Source organism: Anaerosporobacter mobilis DSM 15930 (assembly GCF_900142955.1).
GTDB lineage: Bacteria > Bacillota > Clostridia > Lachnospirales > Lachnospiraceae > Anaerosporobacter > Anaerosporobacter mobilis.
In genome coordinates, this window is record NZ_FRCP01000011.1 from 232,801 (window position 1) to 252,882 (window position 20,082).

The window sequence follows — 20,082 nt, forward strand, 5'->3', positions numbered from 1 at the left end:
GTGTGAAGAAACGTTCGTTACGTCAAAGTCTGCGGATATATAAACCATTTACCATTGGAAGGATACAGGAACAACTTGCCTATAAATGGTCATTCTATCTTTTTATCTTTTCAAGTATGTTCAGCTTGTTAGTAGGCTATTATCTGTGGAGGGCTATTTACCAGAGCAGCAGTAGTGAAGCGCTAAATGGTTTCACACAAAATGATATGATTGTCTATATTTTCATGAGTTTCATTACAAGTAATTTGGTAAGGGTAAGTGTAACTAGGGATATTGGTAATGATGTAGTTGAGGGAACAATTGCAATGAATCTGGTAAAGCCGATAAATTATCAAGTCCGTTTGTTCTTCTCCTCCTTGGGAAATGTTTTGTTTCGTTTTCTTATGCCAGGATTACCAATCTGGTTAGTGATGAGTATTGTGCGATATGTAAACCTTGGGGAGTTACCACCTTCTCCAATTGTAATAGTTTCGTATCTAGTAAGTGTTTGTTTAAGCTTTGGAATTATGTTCTTGTTTGATTTTTGCTTCGGGTTACTATCCTTCTACACTACCTACGTGTGGGGTCTTAATCTTGCTAAACAAGCAATACTAGGGTTTTTGACAGGTCAATTAATACCGCTGTCATTTTTTCCAGAAGCGATACAACGGATATTTGATTTTCTTCCGTTTGCGTCGATGAATTATATTCCGGTTATGATTTATCTGAATAAGATGCCACTTGAACGAGTAATAATCTCAATGGGGATTCAAGTGATTTGGATTATAATACTATATCTAATAGCAAATTATTTTTGGAAACGGGTAACCAAGAGAATTACGGTATTAGGAGGTTGAGCAGATGAGGAGATATTTTCATCTATATAGAGTGTTTGCAACGCAGTTTATGAAATCGTTAGTACAGTCAAAGGTAGATTTTATCATTGGCCTCTTAGGATTCTTTCTTTCGCAGATGTTTGGGATTGTTTTTTTGTCGTTGGTCTTTAAGCAGATTCCTAGTTTGAACGGCTGGACATTTGAACAGCTAGTTTTTATTTATGGATTTGCGCAGATACCAAGGGGAATTGATCATTTCCTTACGGATAACATATGGATGCTTGCAATGAGATATGTCATACGAGGGGAGTTTGACAGGTTCTTATTGCGTCCAATTAATCCTTTTTTTCAGTTAATCTGTGATAAGTTCCAAGCGGATGCGGTGGGAGAATTAATAGTTGGTTTTGCATTAGTTGTTTTTTCTGTTGTTAATCATACTGTGACGGTGACACCAGTGAATGTTTTATTGTTTATGATATCCGTGTTTGCGGGAGCTTTGATTTATACATCGATCAAATTATTCTTTGCATCCTTAGCATTTTGGATTAAGGATAGTATAGCAATTCTTCAATTGGCTTATGAGACAGCAGACTTTGCAAAGTATCCTTTATCCATATATCCAAAGGGAATACGCTTCATATTAACCTATCTAATTCCGTTTGCCTTCGTAGCATTCTTTCCAGCAAGTTACTTTTTAACAGGAGAGAATGTGATAATGACAATTGGAGCAGAGGTGTTAATTGCAGGAATTGTTTGGATAATCGCATATGCAGTATTTCGTAAGGGGCTGACAGTGTACGAGAGTGCGGGAAATTAAATAGAGAAATAAACACTAATATTGTATAGAAACTACTCTAATTAATACACTATATCAAATCCAAAATTGATGCTAAAATATTGTAGTTTGTGATAATTTAAAATCAATTAGATATACTAGAAAGGCATAGAAGAAATGAGTGTAGGAACGAGTAGTATTATGATTGGATTTGCAATCTTGTTGTTTGCAGGATTGTGTCAAGGTAGTTTTGGATTAGGATATAAGAATTATCAACCATTAAAGTGGGAGGCATTCTGGGGTGTTTATTGCCTGTTTTGTGTCATTGTTCCGCTTTGTTGGGCTTGGTATCAAGTTCCTAATTTCTTAAACTATCTTTCGAATGCAGAAGTAAAGAATATCGTGGTACCAGTTATCTGTGGTACGATATGGGGGATATCTGCAGTAGGTTTTAGTAAGGCAGTTACCTATATCGGTATATCCCTAGTGTACGGTTTATCCATGGGAATATCTGCGGTAATTGGTTCTATAATTCCATTGCTTACCATGGAAAACAAACCAAGTATAACAAGTATTGTATTACTTATTGTTGGTATGCTTGTTACATTGGCTGGTATTGCTGTTATAACAAAGGCAGGAATTGTTAAGATAGCAGAACAACAAACAGTAGAGAAAGACAATGCAAACAAAGATGGTAGAGCAGGCAAGGCTAAGATTGGTTTGTTATTAGCTATGCTGTCTGGTTTTGGATCAGGTGCTATGAATATAGGATTTGATTTTGCTAGCCCAATCGGTAATGCAATTATGCAGGATGGCTATGGTGAAACAGGAGCCAGTGCAATTCAATGGTTACTTGTTTTACTAGGGGGAGCCCTTGCGGGTATTATATATTGTATCATAGATCTTTCGAAGAATAAGACATGGGTAAGCTTTACATACAAAGGTAGTAAAAAACGTATTGTAATATTATTCATTACAAGTATTGTTTGGTTTGCTGCACTAGCAAGCTATGGTATTGCTACTTTAATGTTGGGAGATATGGGAGCCGTTACCGGCTGGATTCTATTCAATGCATTGGCGTTAATTATTAGTAATCTTTGGGGAATGCAATGTGGAGAATGGAAGGGAGCTAAAAAGGGCAAGAAGATCTTGCTTTATGGAAATCTTGTATTAATTATTTCTTGGATATTCATTGGGATATCGAATGCAATATAAGCGAATGCAATATAAATAAGTGATTTAATTATGTAGTCGTAGCTAGTGGATTGTTCTGGAAGCATTCTTTCAGAATATTCCCACGCTGCGATTTTTATTTGGTAGAATTTTCGTAAGAAAGTATTCTATTACAGGACTTGAAAGGTTCCATGGAACCTTGTAATATAGAATTTATATAAATACAGTACCAATGGGAGGATACCATAATGCCATTTGAAATATCAAATGAAAACTTTCGAAATGATACCATGTATCACCAATTTGGTTCGGATTATACCAATCTCTTTGGGTGTGGTTTTTTAAATAAAAAGGATAAAAAGTGTAAAGAAGAGAATAGTATCTTTAAGCATTATGGAATCGTTCTGGTCTTAAACGGCAACGGAAAACATATTGATGAAGATGGGAATGAGACTACGGTTTACCCAGGATGTCTGATTCAAAGGATTCCGGATAAGAAACAATCCTTACATATTAATCCTGATGGTAGCTGGCTAGAGTTTTTTATATGTATCGGAAAGGGGATGTATGAGTCCTTAGTATCGATGGATTTACTAGATGGGAAACAAACTGTTTTAGTACCAGGGTTAAATCGTGCAATATTCGAACATTGTACAGAATTTCACCAATTAATGAAATTCTCCCATCCAGCAGAGATCAATATGTTGGTACCAGAGGCATTAAAAATTATTCTAATGTTCCACCGATTACATAAAGAAAATAGTAGTAATTCAAAGGATAGAGAGATTGTACATAAGGCTAGCATGCTTCTAGCAAAGCCTTCTTCATATAAGGTACCAATTGCTAACATTGCAGAGGATTTGAATATTGGATATGAGAAGTTTCGAAAGATTTTTAAAGATATCATGGGGGTATCCCCTCATAGTTACGTAATACAAAAACGTATGGATATTGCAAAGACATATTTAATAGACAAAAACAAAAGCATCAAAGAAATTGCTTTAGAGCTCGGTTTTGCAGATGCCTATGCTTTTTCAAAACAATTTAGAAAATGTGTAGGTTTGTCACCGAGTGAGTTTCGTAAGGAGTGCTAGGAAGAGCATATTTGATGTTACTAGGAATACAAGAATGTAATACCATTTTTGACATCAAGAATACCTTTTCATCAATTGTATGATTTAGAATAATTTATTAATATGGTTTTATAGATAAGGGGTTATGACTATAGGCTCTGTTTTAGTTAAAATGGAGTGGAACAGTTGAAACAAGGAAAGGAAACATGGTGAGAGAAATGAAAGCAGATATGAATTGGTTAGATGATCCAGAGGTATTTCGAGTAAATCGGTTAGATGCACATAGTGATCATAGGTTTTACAAGGATATGGAAGACATGAAGAACGAATCAAATTCATTAACACAAAGTTTAAATGGAAATTGGAGCTTTTCTTATTCGATGAATGCAAAAGAAAGACCGATGGATTTTTACAATGTGGATTTTGATGATCAAACATTTGATGAAATACAAGTCCCTGGACACATTGAACTTAACGGGTACGATAAAATACACTATATTAATACGATGTATCCATGGGAGGGACATGTATATAGACGTCCGAAATATCTACTTGAAAATCATCCAGAGGGTGCGGGTTTATTTAGTGAAGCCGATTATAATCCAGTAGGTTCTTATCGTAAAGTATTTGATCTGAATGAAGAGCTGATTGGAAAGAGAGTTTGTATCTGTTTTGAAGGTGTAGAACAAGCAATTTTTGTGTGGCTTAACGGAGAATTCGTTGGATATGCAGAGGATAGTTTTACTCCATCGGAATTTGATTTGACGCCATACATCAAAGAAAAAGGCAATGTTTTAGCAGTTGAAGTTCATAAAAGATGTTCCGCTGCATACCTAGAAGATCAAGATTTCTTCCGCTTCTTTGGAATTTACCGAAATGTTACGTTATATGCAAAGCCTTCGATCCATGTGGAGGATTTATGGGTAAGACCATCATTAAAAGAAGACAATACCACAGGAAAGTTCAAGATGGATTTGAAAATCTCATCTGCTATGGAGTCTGATATCGATACTGCAAGTGAGATTGGTACAGTGAAGGTTATACTATTGGACAAAGAAGATAATGTTGTTTTTCAAACAGAAGATGCTATTAACGAGACCGTATCTTTGAAACCAGTGGAAATTGAGAAGGTAAACCCTTGGGATAATCACAATCCGTATCTATATACCGTACTTGTTCAAGTATATAATTCAGAACAAAAACTTATTGAGGTTGTACCATATAAGATTGGCTTTAGAAGAATCGAGATAAAAGATAACATCATTCTATTAAACGGAAAGCGACTAATTATAAATGGTATTAACCGACATGAGTGGAGTGCTAATAGAGGAAGAAGCATTACGATACAAGACATGGAATGGGATATGAAGTGCATGCTAGAGAACAATATTAATGCAGTAAGAACATGTCATTATCCAAATCAGATACCTTGGTATTATATGTGTGATGAGAATGGTGTATACATGATGGCAGAGACGAATCTAGAATCCCATGGATCATGGCAAAAATCAGGTAAGGTAGAACCTTCTTGGAATCTTCCGGGTAGTCATGTAAAGTGGAGAGAGGTAGTGCTTGATAGAGCAAAATCCAATTTTGAATACTTCAAGAATCATACGTCTATCTTAATGTGGTCACTGGGGAATGAATCATATGCAGAAGAGAATCTAGCTGTAATGAATCAGTATTATAAAGAGGTTGATCCGGAACGATTGGTACATTATGAAGGTGTAGTATCCAATCGTATATTTGAAGATCGCATATCAGATATGGAGAGTCAGATGTACACAGCACCTTGGGATGTAGAAGCATATCTAGCTAACAATCCTAAAAAACCGATGCTTTTGTGTGAATATATGCATTGTATGGGGAATTCATTAGGAGGAATGATATCGTATGTTAAACTTCTAGATAAATATGAGAATTATCATGGTGGATTCATATGGGATTATATTGATCAAGCGTTGTGGGTAACCGATGAAGTTACTGGAGAAAAGGTCTTGCGTTATGGTGGAGATTTTGATGACAGACCTTCTGATTACGAGTTCTCAGGAAACGGTATTGTGTTTGCAGATAGATGTGAAAAACCAGCTATGCAGGAGGTAAAATATTGTTATGGATTGTACAAATAATAAGACAGATCAATTACAAATTATATATGGTGATGTAACCTTAGGAGTACATGGGGAAGATTTTCATTATATCTTTTCTTATCAGACCGGAGGATTAGAGTCTCTTGTAATAGGGGGAAAAGAATGGTTGTATCGTACACCAAAACCTACCTGTTGGAGAGCGACTACAGATAATGATCGAGGAAATAGATTTTCTCAAAACTCTGGAATGTGGTTCGGTTCAGACATGTTTCTTTTCTGTAGTAATGTTTTAGTAACTATCGACGGTAAGGATATAGAGAAGCCTATTGCACCTCTTAATAATGCATTTTCTGAGAGAGAAGTTGCAAGCACTGTCAAAGTAACGTTTACGTATAAAACCATTACCGTTCCAACAACAGAAATTGATGTGTCGTACGAAGTCAATGGTACAGGAAGAATACAAGTAAAGGTACACTATTATGGTAAGCTTGGACTTCCAGAGTTGCCTGTATTCGGAATGCGTTTCGTAATGCCGACGAAAGCCACAGGGTTTACTTATGAAGGCTTATCCGGGGAGACGTATCCAGATCGTATGTCAGGAGGTGTACCAGGCGTCTATACAGTGGAAGGATTGCCAGTTACCAGATATATGGTTCCCCAAGATTGTAATGTTCATATGAAAACCAAATGGTTAGAAGTTAATAGAAATACAACACAAAACAATGCTGATAAGAGTAAAGATACTTTTACGTTACGATTTTCAGCAGTGGATAAAGAGTTTGCATTCTCCTGCATTCCGTATACAGCAGAAGAGTTAGAGAATGCCACACATCACGAAGAACTTCCATTGCCACGAAGAACGGTTGTATCGATTTTAGGTGCGGTTAGAGGTGTTGGAGGAATTAACAGTTGGGGTGCAGAAGTAGAGAAAGAGTATCATATTAGTGCGGAAAAAGATATCGAATATACTTTTGAAATCTCGAAAGGATAATATAACAATTAACGAAGAGAACAGAGTATGTAGAAATACATACCCTGTTTTTTTGTGCATATATAACTAAAATTATATAAAATTTTTATAATTAGTTTACTCATTTAACAAATAAATTATATGTGGTACAATATAATTACTAAAGTTTTTATAAACTGGATTTACAAGTAAAAAGTATTCTAGGGGAGGTACGATTCATGCTAAAGAATAGCATACATCGTGTAAGTCAGGCGATGGACAATGTAAAAATCCATAATAAACTGATTATTCTATTCATTTGCTGTGTTATGATTCCAATTGTTACTACCAATTGTGCTTTGTACTATATTGTAAGTAAGAAGGCAGAAGTAGAACGAATTACGGAGATGAAGAATGTACAGCAGCGTTTGAAGTATAATATTTCTACCGTTTTTGAAGCGGCAGAAAGTGTTGCAAATCAGTTTAAAAAGGACAAGGTTCTCAATGATTTTCTAAACACCAGGTATGCAGATAATATGGAGTACTATGAGAGTTATAGTGCTCTTATGAGAGACAATGCATTCAGTTATTATTATCAATCTGAATCGGTTTATAAGATATCGTTATTCACCAATAACAAAACTGTAACAAGAAGTAGTTCATTCTACCCACTTAGTGATATTGTGAATGAAGAGTGGTATCTGAATGCAGTAGCTAAGAATAGTAACGATTGTACATTACAGGTTTATTTTAACAATCCAATTATTAAAAATCCATATGAGGCATGGACGAATAGGAAGATATCGATCTTTACTCAGCTAGATAGTTTTGGAGCGATTAAGAAATTTCTTAAAGTAGATATTAGTTATACGGATTTGGAGCAATTGGTTTTTAATGAAAAGTCTGTACAAGATATTTTAATTGTTGATGATGGTAAGATTTTATTTGATACAAGGCACGGTAGACTTGAAGGTAAGCCTTTCGAGCAATTTGTTCCAGTGGATGAACATCTACTTAAAGAAGAAGAGACTATGAAAGTGTTAGGTGATGAATGGAAGATTATAATTATCTCAGAGAGAAAGCATTTTTTTGATAATTTCATAGATAATCGTGCCTTATTATGTTTGACAATTTTGATAAATCTCATAATACCAAGTACTGCAATTATGTTAATTGGTAATTCGATTAAAGACAGAGTTCGGATTACAGAAAGTTATATAAAAAAATTAAAAGATGGCAAGTATAAGCGAATCGATTGTTATGAAGGCAAAGATGAAATAGGTAGTTTAATTAGCAGTTACAACTTGATGGTATTGCGTATACAAGAGCTCGTTGAAGTGGTATTAAAGGGGAATGCAGAACGACAAAAATTAATTATATCGAAAAAGGAGGCGGAATTACAAGCATTACAAAGCCAGGTGAACCCGCATTTTATGTTTAATACACTAGAGAGCATTCGAATGAAGAGCCTACTGAATGGGGAAGAAGAGACTGCTACTATAATTGGAACGCTTGCATTACATATGAGACGAACGATAGGTTGGGGAGATGATTTTACCACTATAGGTGAGGAAATAGAATTTCTAAAGGGGTATCTAGAGATACAGAAGTATCGATTTGGAGATCGACTTGATTATTCCATACATGTACAACAGGTGTGTGAACAGTATAGGATTCCAAAGTTTAGTATCCTTACATTTGTTGAGAATGCTTGTATACATGGAATTGAGAAGAAGAGTGATGGTGGGAGAATCGATGTCATCATTATGGAAGAGGTAGATCACCTTATTATTGAAATTATGGATAATGGAGTTGGGATAAAAGAGGAAGCGCTTAATAGAATTAATCTTTTAATTAAAACAGCTTCGATAGAGAAGGTAAAAGAAGGAAATAGTATAGGAATCATTAATTCCTATCTTCGTTTAAAGATGTATTATCATGAAGTGGTAGAATTCCAAATTGAGAGTAAATATAACGAAGGTACGGAGGTATATATGGTTTTACCTTGTAATAAAGATGTATTGGAGGGAATGGGATGATTTCAGTAATGATAGTAGATGACGAGCCTTTTATAAGGGAAGGATTGAAGGTGGTTATTAATTGGGAAGAGCACGGATTTCATATAATCGCGGAAGCTTCTAATGGTGAGGAGGCACTGGATATACTAGATGAAAAGGAGATTGATTTAGTAATAGCAGATATACGTATGCCAATATATGATGGATTAGAATTAATAGAATTAGCAAAAAAGAAAAAAGGTAGAAGAACAAAATACGTTATTTTAAGCGGTTATAATGATTTTGAATATGTAAGGAAAGCACTAAATCAAAATGTATCCGATTATATCTTAAAGCCTATACAAAAAGATGAACTAATAAATACGCTTAAAAAAGTTAAAGAAGAAATTTTGAAGGAACAGCTAGATGAGGAGGCAATTAGGCAACTTAAGAATAATCAATTAAGAAATTCAATCGAAGGTCTAGTAGGTGGGTTATATAGTGACGCTAGTCTTTGTTTAATTAGAGAATACTTTGGCAAGCTTAATTCCTTACGTTATGTACTGATTCGTATTGAGAAGAAGATTACTGAAAAATGTAGTGAAGATGTACGCACACATCTTCAATCATTACTTAAGGATTCTATTAACTCTAACTTGTATTATCTTACAGAAACAAAAAGGTTAAATACCAATACATATGACGTAGGTGTAATTATTTATAACAGAAGTAGGAAGATTATGGATACGCAGGTTATTAATATGATTTTTGATCAGTGTATAAAGGATTTAAATTATCAGTATAGTTTGTATGTTGGAATACAAGTTGAGAATGTTGAAGAGTTAAGTGAAAGTTATAAGACCGCAATGCGAGCCACGGTTAATCAGTGTATGATTAATACCAAGGATCAAATTACATATTATGATGAATTGAAAGCAAAGGAATCCACAAAATATTCGGTATCATATGAGAAAATAGAGCGTTTATCCCGTTACGTGAAAGAACATAATGCAGAAAAGATAGTGCCAGTGATTGAAGATATCTATGAAGAACTAAAAGAGGGGTTAGTAGAACCAGAACTAATACTGATTAATATACGTTATATTTTGTACAACTTGGTTGATACAACACAAAATCTATTGGCTAAAGCAGAACAAGAAGAGCTATTAGAATACATAAATGATACGATGCTTGCAGACCTCTCTTATTGTGGTGATATGGAAGGATTTATTAATTTTGTCCTTGAGTTATCGGAATACTTATATCAATTAAAGAACTATTCATCTTCTATGGTTTTGACTAAGATAGTGAAAGAAATCGATGAAAGATATGCAGAGAATATAACCTTAAAAGATCTTGGAAAGAAGTATTTCATAAATAGTGTATATCTTGGACAAATATTTAAGAAGGAAATAGGGAAGTCTTTTAAAGAGTATCTCAATATAATTCGTATTGAAAAAGCAGCAGACTTCTTGGTGAAAACGGATGAAAGAGTCTATGCGATTGCAGAAATGGTAGGATACCAAAAGGTTGATTATTTTATTAGTAAGTTTGTAAGTATTAAGGGGACAACCCCCCACCAATACCGCCTTAAATCTAAGTGTTAGTATTAACCAATAAGCATCAAGCAACTATAAACTTATACCCACAAATTAAATACAAGATGTTAAAAAGTAAAGAATGTATAAGTTTTATGTGGATGTATACTTTTGGAATCAATGCTAAGATATTGATGTATTCAAAAATACAAATACTATTAAGGAGGTAGTTTTAGTGAGAAAATGGGGAAAATTATTATCAGTAGTAATGGTTGCATCTATGTTAACAGTAGGTATGACTGGGTGTGGAAAAGACAAGAATGAAAACACTACAATTGCAACAGAAGGTAACGCTGCAGAAGGTAACGCTGCAGAGGAAGATGATACAGCTGAAAAAACGATCAGAGAGTATTCATTATTTGTTGCAACTGCCGGAAAAGAAGTACCAGATGACAACAGATTGTATCAACAGATTACAGAAAAAATTGGGGCAAAAGCAAAGGTAACATGGTTAACAGGGCAAACGGATAAAGAAAGAGTTGGCGTTATGATCGCTGGTGGCGAATACCCGGATATGATAGTTGGTTCTAATGCAACTCCTGACTTAGTTGCAGCGGGAGCATTAGTAGATCTAACGGACAAATTAGATAACTATCCTAATCTAAAGAAATTTAGAACAGATGAAGAGTGGAATATGATAAAAGGCGCTAATGATGGAAGTATCTATTACATACCTATATTTGGAAAATCAAATGGTGATTCCATGTACGTTAAACATAATGATGAAGCCTTTTGGATTCAAAAAAGAGTTTTAGAATGGGCTAATTGGCCAGAAATTAATACATTAGATCAATATTTTGATTTAATTCAAGGCTATCTTGCTGCAAATCCTAAAGATGCAGAAGGACAAGAAAATATCGGATATGAAATCTTATGCGATGACTGGAGATGGTTCTGTCTTGAGAATCCATCACAATTCTTAGCAGGTTATGCTAACGATGGTGCTGCTATTGTAGATGCTGATACAAAGACAGCTCGTAACTATGATGATATTCCTGAAGCTAAGGCATATTATTCAAAACTTAATGAGATGTACAATGCCGGTGTTATCGATCCTGAAACATTTACAATGTCATATGATCAATATATCGCAAAATTATCATCAGGACGTGTTCTTGGTATGGTAGATCAAGGATGGCAGTTTAATGATGCAGTAACATCACTAGTTAGTCAAGGTAAAGATGATTGTACATATGTTCCATTAGATTTAACAATAGAAGAAGGAGTAGCAACAAAGTACTTCACACCAGCAGCTTTAAATGTTGGCGATGGTATTGCTATTACGACTAGTTGTAAAGATGTAGACGGCGCACTTCAATTTCTTAATGACTTACTTGACCCAGAAGTAATTACTATGCGTGGTTGGGGTGAAGAAGGCGTAGATTATATGGTTGACGAAAATGGTATGTTCTATCGTACAGAAGAACAAAGAGAGAATGCTAAGGATTCAGATTGGGTTAATGAAAATCTTGCTTCTACAATCTATAGCTACTTACCAAACTATTCATCAGGATTACTTTTTGACGGTAAGAATGCTGTGAATCCAGCGGAACAACCAAGTGAATTTAGAGAAGGTTTGTCAGAATATGATAAAAAAGTATTAGATGCTTATGGATATACCAAGTGGACAGATTTCCTTACTTATACAGATGATGTTGGTCCTTGGTTCCCTATCTATTCAGCTAAAAACACATGGGAATCTAGTTCTGATGCAGCTATAGCAGCACAAAAGATGGAAGAAGTTAAGAGAGAATGGTTACCAAAAGTTATTATGGCATCAACGGATAAAGTAGAAGATACATGGAATAAATATATGGATAAATACCATAATGATACAAATTACAAAGTTTTTGAAGATGCATTGTCTGAAGCGGTAGCTGAACGTATTGCTATAGCAGAAGGAAATAACTAAGCACCGATAGGAATCTCACGGGTAACTGTTCAGAAACTCAGAAAAAGCTAGGTAGCTGAATAGTTACACTAATAAATTACATCTCAGTTACTAATTAGCAGATAGTGAAAAAGGTGTTTGCAAGGCAAGATGCAGGCACCTTTTACAAATTAAGAGAAAGGATTTTGCATATGAAAACAGAAACTTCGGTAATATCTGCAAATAAGAAAAAAAATCAATTTATTAAGGATTTACGTAAACAAAAGACATTAGTATTCATGTCTATACCATTCATTTTGTATGTATTAGTATTTAGTTATTTACCTCTTACAGGTTGGTTAATGGCTTTTCAAAAGTATAGACCAGGTAAAGGGTTATTAGATCAAGAATGGAGTGGTTTCTTTCAGTTCAAACTTCTATTTCAAGACGAGACATTCCTTAGAGTATTGAGAAATACATTATGTATGAGTTTAATCAATCTTACTTTAGGATTTATAACAGCAATTGGATTAGCTATCTTATTAAATGAAGTAAAAAGTATGCGTGGCAAAAAATTTGTTCAAACGGTTTCTTATCTGCCTCACTTTTTATCGTGGATTATTGTATGTGGTATCATAGTAGATGTGCTATCACCTGAAACCGGTATTATTAATCAGTTATTATTAAAATTAAATATTATCAATTCTCCGATCAACTTTTTTGCTGAAGCAAAATATTTCTGGGGAATTGTTGGAGCGTCTAATATATGGAAAGAAACAGGATGGAATAGTATTATTTATTTGGCAGCAATCACTTCAATTAGCCCAGAATTATATGAAGCAGCCTCAATCGATGGTGCAAATCGTTGGCATAAGATAAAACATATTGTATTGCCTGGTATAAAGCCAACCGTATTTATATTACTAATTATGAATATTGGAAATGTATTGAATGCAGGATTTGAGGTGCAGTATTTATTAGGAAATGGTATGATACAGAAAGTTTCTCAAACTATTGATATCTATGTTTTAAAATATGGTATTAGTATGAATAATTTCTCATTAGCAACCGCTGCAGGTATATTCAAGAGTGTTATTAGTATATCACTGATTGTAATAGCAAATAAAGCGGCAAAAGCAGCTGGTGAAGAACGATTATTTTAAGAAAGGAAAGGTGCCATATGAAAAAACAAGAAAAAGGGCATGCCCCACGTTATAAAGCTAGTTTTGGTGGAGTGATGTTTGATGTTATCAAGTGGATTATATTGATTTTATTTGTGATTGTTACATTATATCCTGTATTAAATACATTGGCAGTTTCCTTAAACGATGGAATGGACACCATCAGAGGAGGAATCTATCTGATACCACGTAAATTTACATGGCAAAATTATTTGACTGTATTAAGAAAAGATTCTTTAAAAATAGCTACGATAGTTACTGTTTCAAGGACGGTAATTGGAACTGTAGTACAGTTATTTGTTACAGCTATGTTGGCTTATATCGTAAGTCGTAAAGATTTTGTTTTTAAAAAGTTTTTAACAATATTATATGTATTAACTATGTATGTAAATGCAGGTTTAATTCCTGGATATCTATTAATTAAGAATCTTGGTCTTCTTAATTCCTTCTGGGTATACATAATTCCAGGTATGGTTAGTGCATTCAACATGATTGTTATTAGAACTTTCATGAATGGTATACCAGATAGTCTTGCAGAATCGGCAGAAGTTGATGGAGCCGGTCATATGAGAATCTTTATTCAAATTATCTTGCCACTTTGTAAACCAGTACTTGCAACCGTAGCACTATTTATTGCAGTTGGGCAATGGAATTCATGGTTTGATGCCATGTTATATAATTCATTTAATGAGAATTTGACAACTCTACAGTATGAGTTAATGAAATTATTATCCTCCGTAAGTAGTCAAAGTGGTAATATCGACGCATTAAAGAATACGGGTTCTATGGTAACTCCAATGTCTGTAAGAGCGGCCACAACTATTGTTACATCAATTCCAATTATATGTCTATATCCATGGTTACAACGTTACTTTGTTGCAGGTCTTACAATCGGTGGTGTAAAGGAATAGGTTGTTGGTAGTCAATTGCGAAACTCTTTTCCATGTCGACAACATATCTGAGTTTTAAGGCTGCCTACTACAATTTCTTAAAATTGTGTTACTTACCCATACAATAAAAAGCATTGTATGTGACGTTAACACAATTTTAAGAAATAGTAACGGCAGACATAAAACACATTGATATGTTTGTCAACATTACAAAGAGTTTCGCAATTGCGTATTATGACTTATAATAATAGTAGCATGGAAGGAGTTGAGTTGGCTGTGTCATTAATTCAAATTGAGTATGCATCAAAGGCACTTAAGAGAACGGTGCAAGTAAAAGCTATTATCCCAAATGATGTTATGGGATTTGAAGAAAGAAAAACGCAACCAGTATATAAAAGACCCATGAAGGCGTTGTATCTGCTTCATGGATATATGGGAAATTGTAATGAATGGTTATTGTATTCTAATATCGCAGAATTGTCAATTAAGTACAATATAGCAGTATTCATGCCATCAGGAGAAAATAGTTTCTATCTGAATAATGAAGCTATGGAAGCATACTATAGTGATTTCATAGGGGAGGAATTAGTAGCCTATACGAGAGTGATGTTTGGATTATCAATGAAGAACGAGGACACTATAATAGCAGGGTTATCTATGGGTGGGTTTGGAGCAATCTACAATGGATTTCGCTTTCCGAATCATTTTGGAAAAATTATTGCTTTGTCGTCAGCTCTTATTATACATGACATAAAAGATAAGGATGAAACCTTCCATAATGGTGTTGCTAGTTATTCATATTACCACCATACCTTTGGAGATTTAGAGAGAGTAGTTAAATCAGATAAAAATCCAGAAATTATAGTAGAGAAGAGCATCATGGAAGGCAATGTGATGCCAGCGTTGTATATGGCTTGTGGTACCAGTGATTTCTTAATAGAACAGAATCGTAGCTTTCATAAGTTCGTACAGTCACATGATATAGAGCACACATATGTAGAAGGGGAAGGAGTTCATGATTGGAGATTTTGGAATCAATACTTAGAACCAGGTTTACAGTGGGCACTTTGAGATTAATATCGTACCATATAAAAAGATTCTCCATCTTTATTGAGGTGGAGAATCTTTTGTACTACTCTAGCTATCGTGCCTTATTGTGTTTAGTGATTATAGTCTTACCTCAATCTCATTACGAATGGACATACTTTCAGGCGTTATCGCGCTGTCATAAGCTAGAATATTAACACCTGCAAGTTCCGCATTCTTTAATGCCTGAGCAAATTCAGGCTGCGTTTTAGTGTTTGGAGTAAAGTAGCGGATGCCATCCATCTGAATTACGAATAGGATAGCAGTATGAAATCCTTCTTTTACGTGTCTTGCTAACCCATCTACATGTTTTATACCACGTAATGTTGGTGCATCAGGGAATAATGCAATCCCGTCTTCTTCCAAGGTAACACCTTTCACTTCAATAAGCCAGCGTTCCATCTCATGTTCTAGGTAGAAGTCAAATCGGCTATCTTCGTATTGATATTCCGCCTTTATCTTATCTGGCAAAAGGCCAAGTCCTCCAGCTTGTAGCCATTCACCTACTGCTTTATTAGGGGCTTGGCTATCCATATTAATTAGAGTATCTCCTTTTTTAACAGCAATGAGATCCCAATTTGTTTTGCGGTTAGGATTGTCAAAATGTTGAACATAAACAGTTGCGTCAGGGAGTAATAATTCCTTACATCTTCCTGTATTCTTAACATGACAAATCTCAATCTTATTGTCGATTTCTATATGAGCAATAAAACGATTGGGGCGGCTTTTGAAACGCCCTTCGTGAATATTATTATAAATCATGAGTATGTCCTTTCATTTGTTATGTTAGATTACACATTTCTTTTATCTTAGTGGTAACCCCATCTTCATCGTTGCTAGTTGTTTCAAAGCGAGAAACTTTCTTTAAATCATCATGAGCATTTGCCATTGCAAAACTATAATAGACACTTTGCATCATTTCAAGGTCATTGAGGTAATCACCAAAAGCCATGGATTCTTCTGGTGTAATGTGATACAAGTTTTGAATTTCTTTGATGGCAGTACCTTTGTTAATACCCTTTTGCATACAATCAAGCCACACAAAACCAGCTACACTTAGCTGTATTTTTTCTTGATACGATAAGAAGTGGGGATAACTATGGTCTTCTGCCCCATTGAGATCACAAACGGTATATTTTATAACCTGTTCATTAAGTTTAGTTAAATCTTCGACTACCGTGTATTTTACATAATATTTCTCTAGTTCCATAAGGAATGCTGGTTCAGTCGACTCTACGAAGGCTCCATTCGTTGTACAAACAACAGAATATGCACGAGGAAGCTCTCTAGTAATTATTATAAGTTCTTTAATAATGGAGTTATTAATTGCATGAACTGCAATCTCTTTTCCATGGTACACAACATGAGAACCGTTGTCTGCAATATACAAAATATCTGGACTTAATGGTTCAAAACTTTGTTTTAAAGTCAGATATGGTCGTCCACTTGCTACAGAGAATAAGATTTTATGAGCACGTAGTGTATGAATTAATTCAGGTAAATCTACAGGAAGCGTATGATCGCTGTGAAGAAGAGTACCATCTATATCAGTTGCTATTAATTTAATCATGGGTATGTCCTTTCTAGATGTAAAGCTCTTGGAATTTCTCTAAGTATATATTGTAACGTAGTTTGTAGACAATCACAAGGGGAACTAAGGAAGGAATATCTTGTGAAGTATCACAAAAGAATTGGGACATTACAGCTTTCCTTAGTTGACTTGTTTTTCAGATAATGATAGGATGTCCTAAAAGAAGTAGACAGATAGGTAATTGCGAAACTCTTCTCCATGTCGATAACATATCTGTGTTTTAAGGCTTCCTACTACAATTTCCTTAAAATTCTGTTGCTTACACATACAATCAAAATCATTGTATGTGTCGCTAACACAATTCAGGCAATTGTAACGGTAGACATAAAACACATTGCTATGTTTATCGTCATTACAAAGAGTTTCACAATTACCTAATAAGTATACAGATATAAGGAAGGAGCATAGTTAGTATATGCCAAGTAAATTTTATGCTGTACGTAAAGGAAGAAAGACAGGTGTCTTTCATTCATGGGCAGAATGTCAAGCACAAATCAATGGATTTAGCGGTGCGGAATATAAGAGTTTTAAGACCAACGAGGAAGCAATGGATTACGTAATGGGAGAAAAGAAGGTAGAAAGAGAGCCAGTTGAGGACCATGAAAAAGCAGTTGCTTATGTAGATGGTAGTTATAACGTGCACACAAAGGAATATAGTTATGGTGCAGTTTTACGCCATATGGGTAAAGAATATGAATATAGTCAAAAGGGCACGGATTCAACCTTGGCAGATATGCGAAATGTAGCAGGGGAGATTCTAGGGGCGCGCAAGATGATGGAATTATGCGTGAAGAATAATATCAAGGAATTGGACCTTTATTATGATTATGAAGGAATTGAAAAATGGTGTACGGGTGCTTGGCAAGCAAGGAAAGAAGGAACACAAGCATATCGTGATGCCTATAACTCCATGAAAGAAGCATTACAGGTGAATTTCCATAAGGTAGCTGCACATACTGGTGTAGAGTTAAACGAAAGAGTAGATCAACTAGCTAAAAAAGCGTTAGGGATAGCATAATATAAAGGAAGGTAACTAAGATGGACAGTAAGAAGATGGACAGAGAGAAGATTAAAGTTGTTTGTATGGGGGATAGTATAACAGAAGGATTTGGACTTGGTGATGATCAGAGCGTGTATTATCCAAGCGTGTTGCAGGAGTTACTTGGAGATTCTTATGAGGTATTCAACAAGGGCGTTTCTGGAAGCTGTGCGACGAATACGACCTTAAGTGATGGAAGAGTAGTAGGGTATCCCTATAAAAGACAAGCAAGATATCACGAAGGACTTGCTATTAAAGGTGATATCTATATAGTTATGCTTGGGACGAATGATGCGCAAGATGGGCGATATGATGTGGAAGAAGGACAAGATCCTTGTAGCATTCTAATTGATTACGAACCACAGTTTACAAACACACTTCAAAGCATTGTCGATGATATTAGAGAAAGTAATGATAAAGCGCAAATCTATATTATAAAACCGGTTCCAATCTTAAACTGTATTTGGAGAAAGCACCAACAAAGATATCTTGATCGATTGTTTCCTCATTATGAAGAGGTAGTTCAAGCAAATGATAACATGGTTTTACTTTCTGCGTATGATGCGTTTAAGTCATATCAGGATAAACCATTAGAAATGTTGTATCAAGCAGATGGATTGCATCCGAACGCGGAAGGTGCCAAGCTAATTGCCACAATAGTATATAAGGGATTAAAAGAGAATATGTAATTACAAGCCTTTGTAGCGGATTATTAATATACGTAAGTATATGATTTCGTTTACAAAGGCTTTTTTTATTTAGCTAAGTGACATAGAAAACAAGATTCTATAATTCACAAAGATTGTATAAAAATTATATTATTGGTAATTATTGTAACAAAAGTAGCATATACTTGTATTATGCGTGCTAAGATGGAAGGTAAGAAATTCACTAATTAGTAATGCATAACATTGTCAACACATGGAGATATATGAGGAATACATGTTAGGAAATCTCGTATAAACATAGGAGGTCTAGGGTGAAACAAATACTGACGAAACAAAAAGTAGGAGATATGTTGTTATTATATCTGTATGATACGAATAACGATAGAATTGGCTTAAGTATGGTACCAGAGAGTTTAGAAGATAAGATTACATTAGATGGAGATTGGAACATAGAATCTTTGATCCATTTAAAACTTGTTGGAGATCCCTATACTGTGGGCTTTTCTAGTAGGGGATCGATGCGTTATAGTGGAGCTTCCAAAGAGTTAACGTTTTGTGAGCAATACGTAGAATACAGTATGGGTGCTAAGACAATAGTAACAGTTTTAGAGAGTAAGAAATTACTTGCTTCTCATAAGGTTAGGTATCAAGATGATGCCAAGACGGTAACGGTAAGCACAGAGATCAAGAATCGTTTTATAAATCCAATTACGCTTGAGATGGTTTCAAGCTTTTCAATCTGTGGGTGGCCAATGATTGGAACAGGAATTCGCTCTGACGATATGAAATTATATCGTATGAGGAGGAGGCAAAGTGCAAAGGGTAAACTAAGAAAAGAAATTATCATAGATGCACAGGTAGAGCCATCACGGAGTCAATACGGTGTTCAAAGTATTTGCTTCGGACAAGTAGGAGCTTCGCAAGATAAAGAGTATTTCAAAGGAGGAGTAGTAGAGGTACAAAAGTATGGAGTTTGCCTAGGCGCTACGGTTAATTATGATGGAGCTTATCAAACCGATGTGTATAGTTATGACGATCGTCGTGCTGTTGTAGGAGTATTAGGGGGGAGTAATAAAACCAACTGGACTAAAACGTTACGAAATGGAGAGAGCTTTGGCACGCCAGAAACGAGTATTAGTGTTGTGGCCGGCGAGGTTGAGATGATTTGCGCTCGCCTTGCTAAAGAAATCCAAACGTCTAAGAAGGAATCGGTATTTGCAGATGAGACAAAACTAATTCTTATCAATGAGATAGGATAGGGAACTGGGATAACGACAAGGGGCTGAT

At 35.0% G+C, this 20,082-nt stretch carries 17 protein-coding genes; 15 read left to right on the forward strand and 2 right to left on the reverse strand.

Annotation, left to right across the window (positions count from 1 at the left end; genetic code table 11):
* The first annotated feature begins 2 nt into the window (after positions 1–2).
* The 12 genes from BUB90_RS11575 (at position 3) to BUB90_RS11630 (ending at position 15,482) form a co-directional block, all read left to right on the forward strand.
* The gene (locus BUB90_RS11575) at positions 3–836 is read left to right on the forward strand and encodes an ABC transporter permease (RefSeq protein ID WP_242952528.1); all 834 of its coding nucleotides are present in this window, start codon (positions 3–5) and stop codon (positions 834–836) included.
* Between the two features lie 4 nt (positions 837–840).
* Positions 841–1,632 carry an ABC transporter permease gene (locus BUB90_RS11580; RefSeq protein ID WP_073287836.1) on the forward strand — a complete coding sequence of 264 codons (792 nt, stop codon included), beginning with the start codon at positions 841–843 and terminating at the stop codon, positions 1,630–1,632.
* A 135-nt stretch (positions 1,633–1,767) separates the two neighbouring features.
* Entirely contained in the window at positions 1,768–2,805 is a 1,038-nt protein-coding gene (locus BUB90_RS11585; protein WP_084139215.1) for an L-rhamnose/proton symporter RhaT, read from the forward strand.
* Between the two features lie 206 nt (positions 2,806–3,011).
* Complete coding sequence (locus tag BUB90_RS11590; RefSeq protein WP_073287838.1) at positions 3,012–3,857, forward strand: helix-turn-helix domain-containing protein; 846 nt, start codon at positions 3,012–3,014, stop codon at positions 3,855–3,857.
* A gap of 197 nt (positions 3,858–4,054) precedes the next feature.
* Entirely contained in the window at positions 4,055–5,965 is a 1,911-nt protein-coding gene (locus tag BUB90_RS11595) for a glycoside hydrolase family 2 TIM barrel-domain containing protein (RefSeq protein WP_073287890.1), read from the forward strand.
* A complete protein-coding gene (locus BUB90_RS11600; protein WP_073287840.1) occupies positions 5,949–6,917 on the forward strand; it encodes a beta-galactosidase small subunit in 969 nt (322 codons plus the stop codon). Before BUB90_RS11595 ends, BUB90_RS11600 begins: the two co-directional genes overlap by 17 nt.
* A 197-nt stretch (positions 6,918–7,114) precedes the next feature.
* Positions 7,115–8,914, forward strand: coding sequence for a sensor histidine kinase (locus BUB90_RS11605; protein WP_084139216.1), 1,800 nt, complete (start codon positions 7,115–7,117; stop codon positions 8,912–8,914).
* Positions 8,911–10,479: a response regulator transcription factor gene (locus tag BUB90_RS11610; protein WP_073287842.1), complete on the forward strand. Its 1,569-nt coding sequence runs from the start codon at positions 8,911–8,913 to the stop codon at positions 10,477–10,479. The genes BUB90_RS11605 and BUB90_RS11610 overlap by 4 nt, the downstream gene beginning before the upstream one ends.
* Before the next feature lie 166 nt (positions 10,480–10,645).
* The gene (locus tag BUB90_RS11615; protein WP_242952529.1) at positions 10,646–12,382 is read left to right on the forward strand and encodes a type 2 periplasmic-binding domain-containing protein; all 1,737 of its coding nucleotides are present in this window, start codon (positions 10,646–10,648) and stop codon (positions 12,380–12,382) included.
* A 170-nt stretch (positions 12,383–12,552) separates the two neighbouring features.
* Positions 12,553–13,503 (forward strand): ABC transporter permease, encoded by a 951-nt coding sequence (locus BUB90_RS11620; RefSeq protein ID WP_073287844.1) that lies wholly within the window; start codon positions 12,553–12,555, stop codon positions 13,501–13,503.
* 17 nt (positions 13,504–13,520) lie between these two features.
* The gene (locus BUB90_RS11625; RefSeq protein WP_073287846.1) at positions 13,521–14,432 is read left to right on the forward strand and encodes a carbohydrate ABC transporter permease; all 912 of its coding nucleotides are present in this window, start codon (positions 13,521–13,523) and stop codon (positions 14,430–14,432) included.
* A 255-nt stretch (positions 14,433–14,687) separates the two neighbouring features.
* The gene (locus BUB90_RS11630) at positions 14,688–15,482 is read left to right on the forward strand and encodes an alpha/beta hydrolase (protein ID WP_073287893.1); all 795 of its coding nucleotides are present in this window, start codon (positions 14,688–14,690) and stop codon (positions 15,480–15,482) included.
* 96 nt (positions 15,483–15,578) lie between these two features.
* Here the strand turns inward: BUB90_RS11630 and sfsA are convergent, their stop codons facing one another.
* Together sfsA and BUB90_RS11640 are read right to left on the reverse strand one after the other, a co-directional pair.
* Entirely contained in the window at positions 15,579–16,259 is a 681-nt protein-coding gene (gene sfsA / locus BUB90_RS11635; RefSeq protein ID WP_073287848.1) for a DNA/RNA nuclease SfsA, read from the reverse strand.
* 19 nt (positions 16,260–16,278) lie between these two features.
* Entirely contained in the window at positions 16,279–17,067 is a 789-nt protein-coding gene (locus BUB90_RS11640; RefSeq protein WP_073287850.1) for an HAD family hydrolase, read from the reverse strand.
* Between the two features lie 436 nt (positions 17,068–17,503).
* On the opposite strand from BUB90_RS11640, the gene BUB90_RS11645 reads away from it, so the two are divergent.
* The 3 genes from BUB90_RS11645 to BUB90_RS11655 all read left to right on the forward strand — a co-directional run bounded on the left by BUB90_RS11645 (position 17,504) and on the right by BUB90_RS11655 (position 20,054).
* Complete coding sequence (locus tag BUB90_RS11645) at positions 17,504–18,106, forward strand: ribonuclease H1 domain-containing protein (protein ID WP_073287852.1); 603 nt, start codon at positions 17,504–17,506, stop codon at positions 18,104–18,106.
* Between the two features lie 20 nt (positions 18,107–18,126).
* Complete coding sequence (locus BUB90_RS11650; protein WP_073287854.1) at positions 18,127–18,816, forward strand: SGNH/GDSL hydrolase family protein; 690 nt, start codon at positions 18,127–18,129, stop codon at positions 18,814–18,816.
* Positions 18,817–19,106: 290 nt separating this feature from the next.
* The gene (locus tag BUB90_RS11655; RefSeq protein ID WP_073287856.1) at positions 19,107–20,054 is read left to right on the forward strand and encodes a hypothetical protein; all 948 of its coding nucleotides are present in this window, start codon (positions 19,107–19,109) and stop codon (positions 20,052–20,054) included.
* Positions 20,055–20,082 lie beyond the last annotated feature (28 nt).

Coding starts and splice junctions, on each gene's coding strand:
- BUB90_RS11580 (WP_073287836.1), top strand. CDS start 841: ATGAGGAGATATTTTCATCTATATAGAGTGTTTGCAACGCAGTTTATG.
- BUB90_RS11585 (WP_084139215.1), top strand. CDS start 1,768: ATGAGTGTAGGAACGAGTAGTATTATGATTGGATTTGCAATCTTGTTG.
- BUB90_RS11590 (WP_073287838.1), top strand. CDS start 3,012: ATGCCATTTGAAATATCAAATGAAAACTTTCGAAATGATACCATGTAT.
- BUB90_RS11595 (WP_073287890.1), top strand. CDS start 4,055: ATGAAAGCAGATATGAATTGGTTAGATGATCCAGAGGTATTTCGAGTA.
- BUB90_RS11600 (WP_073287840.1), top strand. CDS start 5,949: ATGGATTGTACAAATAATAAGACAGATCAATTACAAATTATATATGGT.
- BUB90_RS11605 (WP_084139216.1), top strand. CDS start 7,115: ATGCTAAAGAATAGCATACATCGTGTAAGTCAGGCGATGGACAATGTA.
- BUB90_RS11610 (WP_073287842.1), top strand. CDS start 8,911: ATGATTTCAGTAATGATAGTAGATGACGAGCCTTTTATAAGGGAAGGA.
- BUB90_RS11620 (WP_073287844.1), top strand. CDS start 12,553: ATGAAAACAGAAACTTCGGTAATATCTGCAAATAAGAAAAAAAATCAA.
- BUB90_RS11625 (WP_073287846.1), top strand. CDS start 13,521: ATGAAAAAACAAGAAAAAGGGCATGCCCCACGTTATAAAGCTAGTTTT.
- sfsA (WP_073287848.1), bottom strand. CDS start 16,259: ATGATTTATAATAATATTCACGAAGGGCGTTTCAAAAGCCGCCCCAAT.
- BUB90_RS11640 (WP_073287850.1), bottom strand. CDS start 17,067: ATGATTAAATTAATAGCAACTGATATAGATGGTACTCTTCTTCACAGC.
- BUB90_RS11645 (WP_073287852.1), top strand. CDS start 17,504: ATGCCAAGTAAATTTTATGCTGTACGTAAAGGAAGAAAGACAGGTGTC.
- BUB90_RS11650 (WP_073287854.1), top strand. CDS start 18,127: ATGGACAGTAAGAAGATGGACAGAGAGAAGATTAAAGTTGTTTGTATG.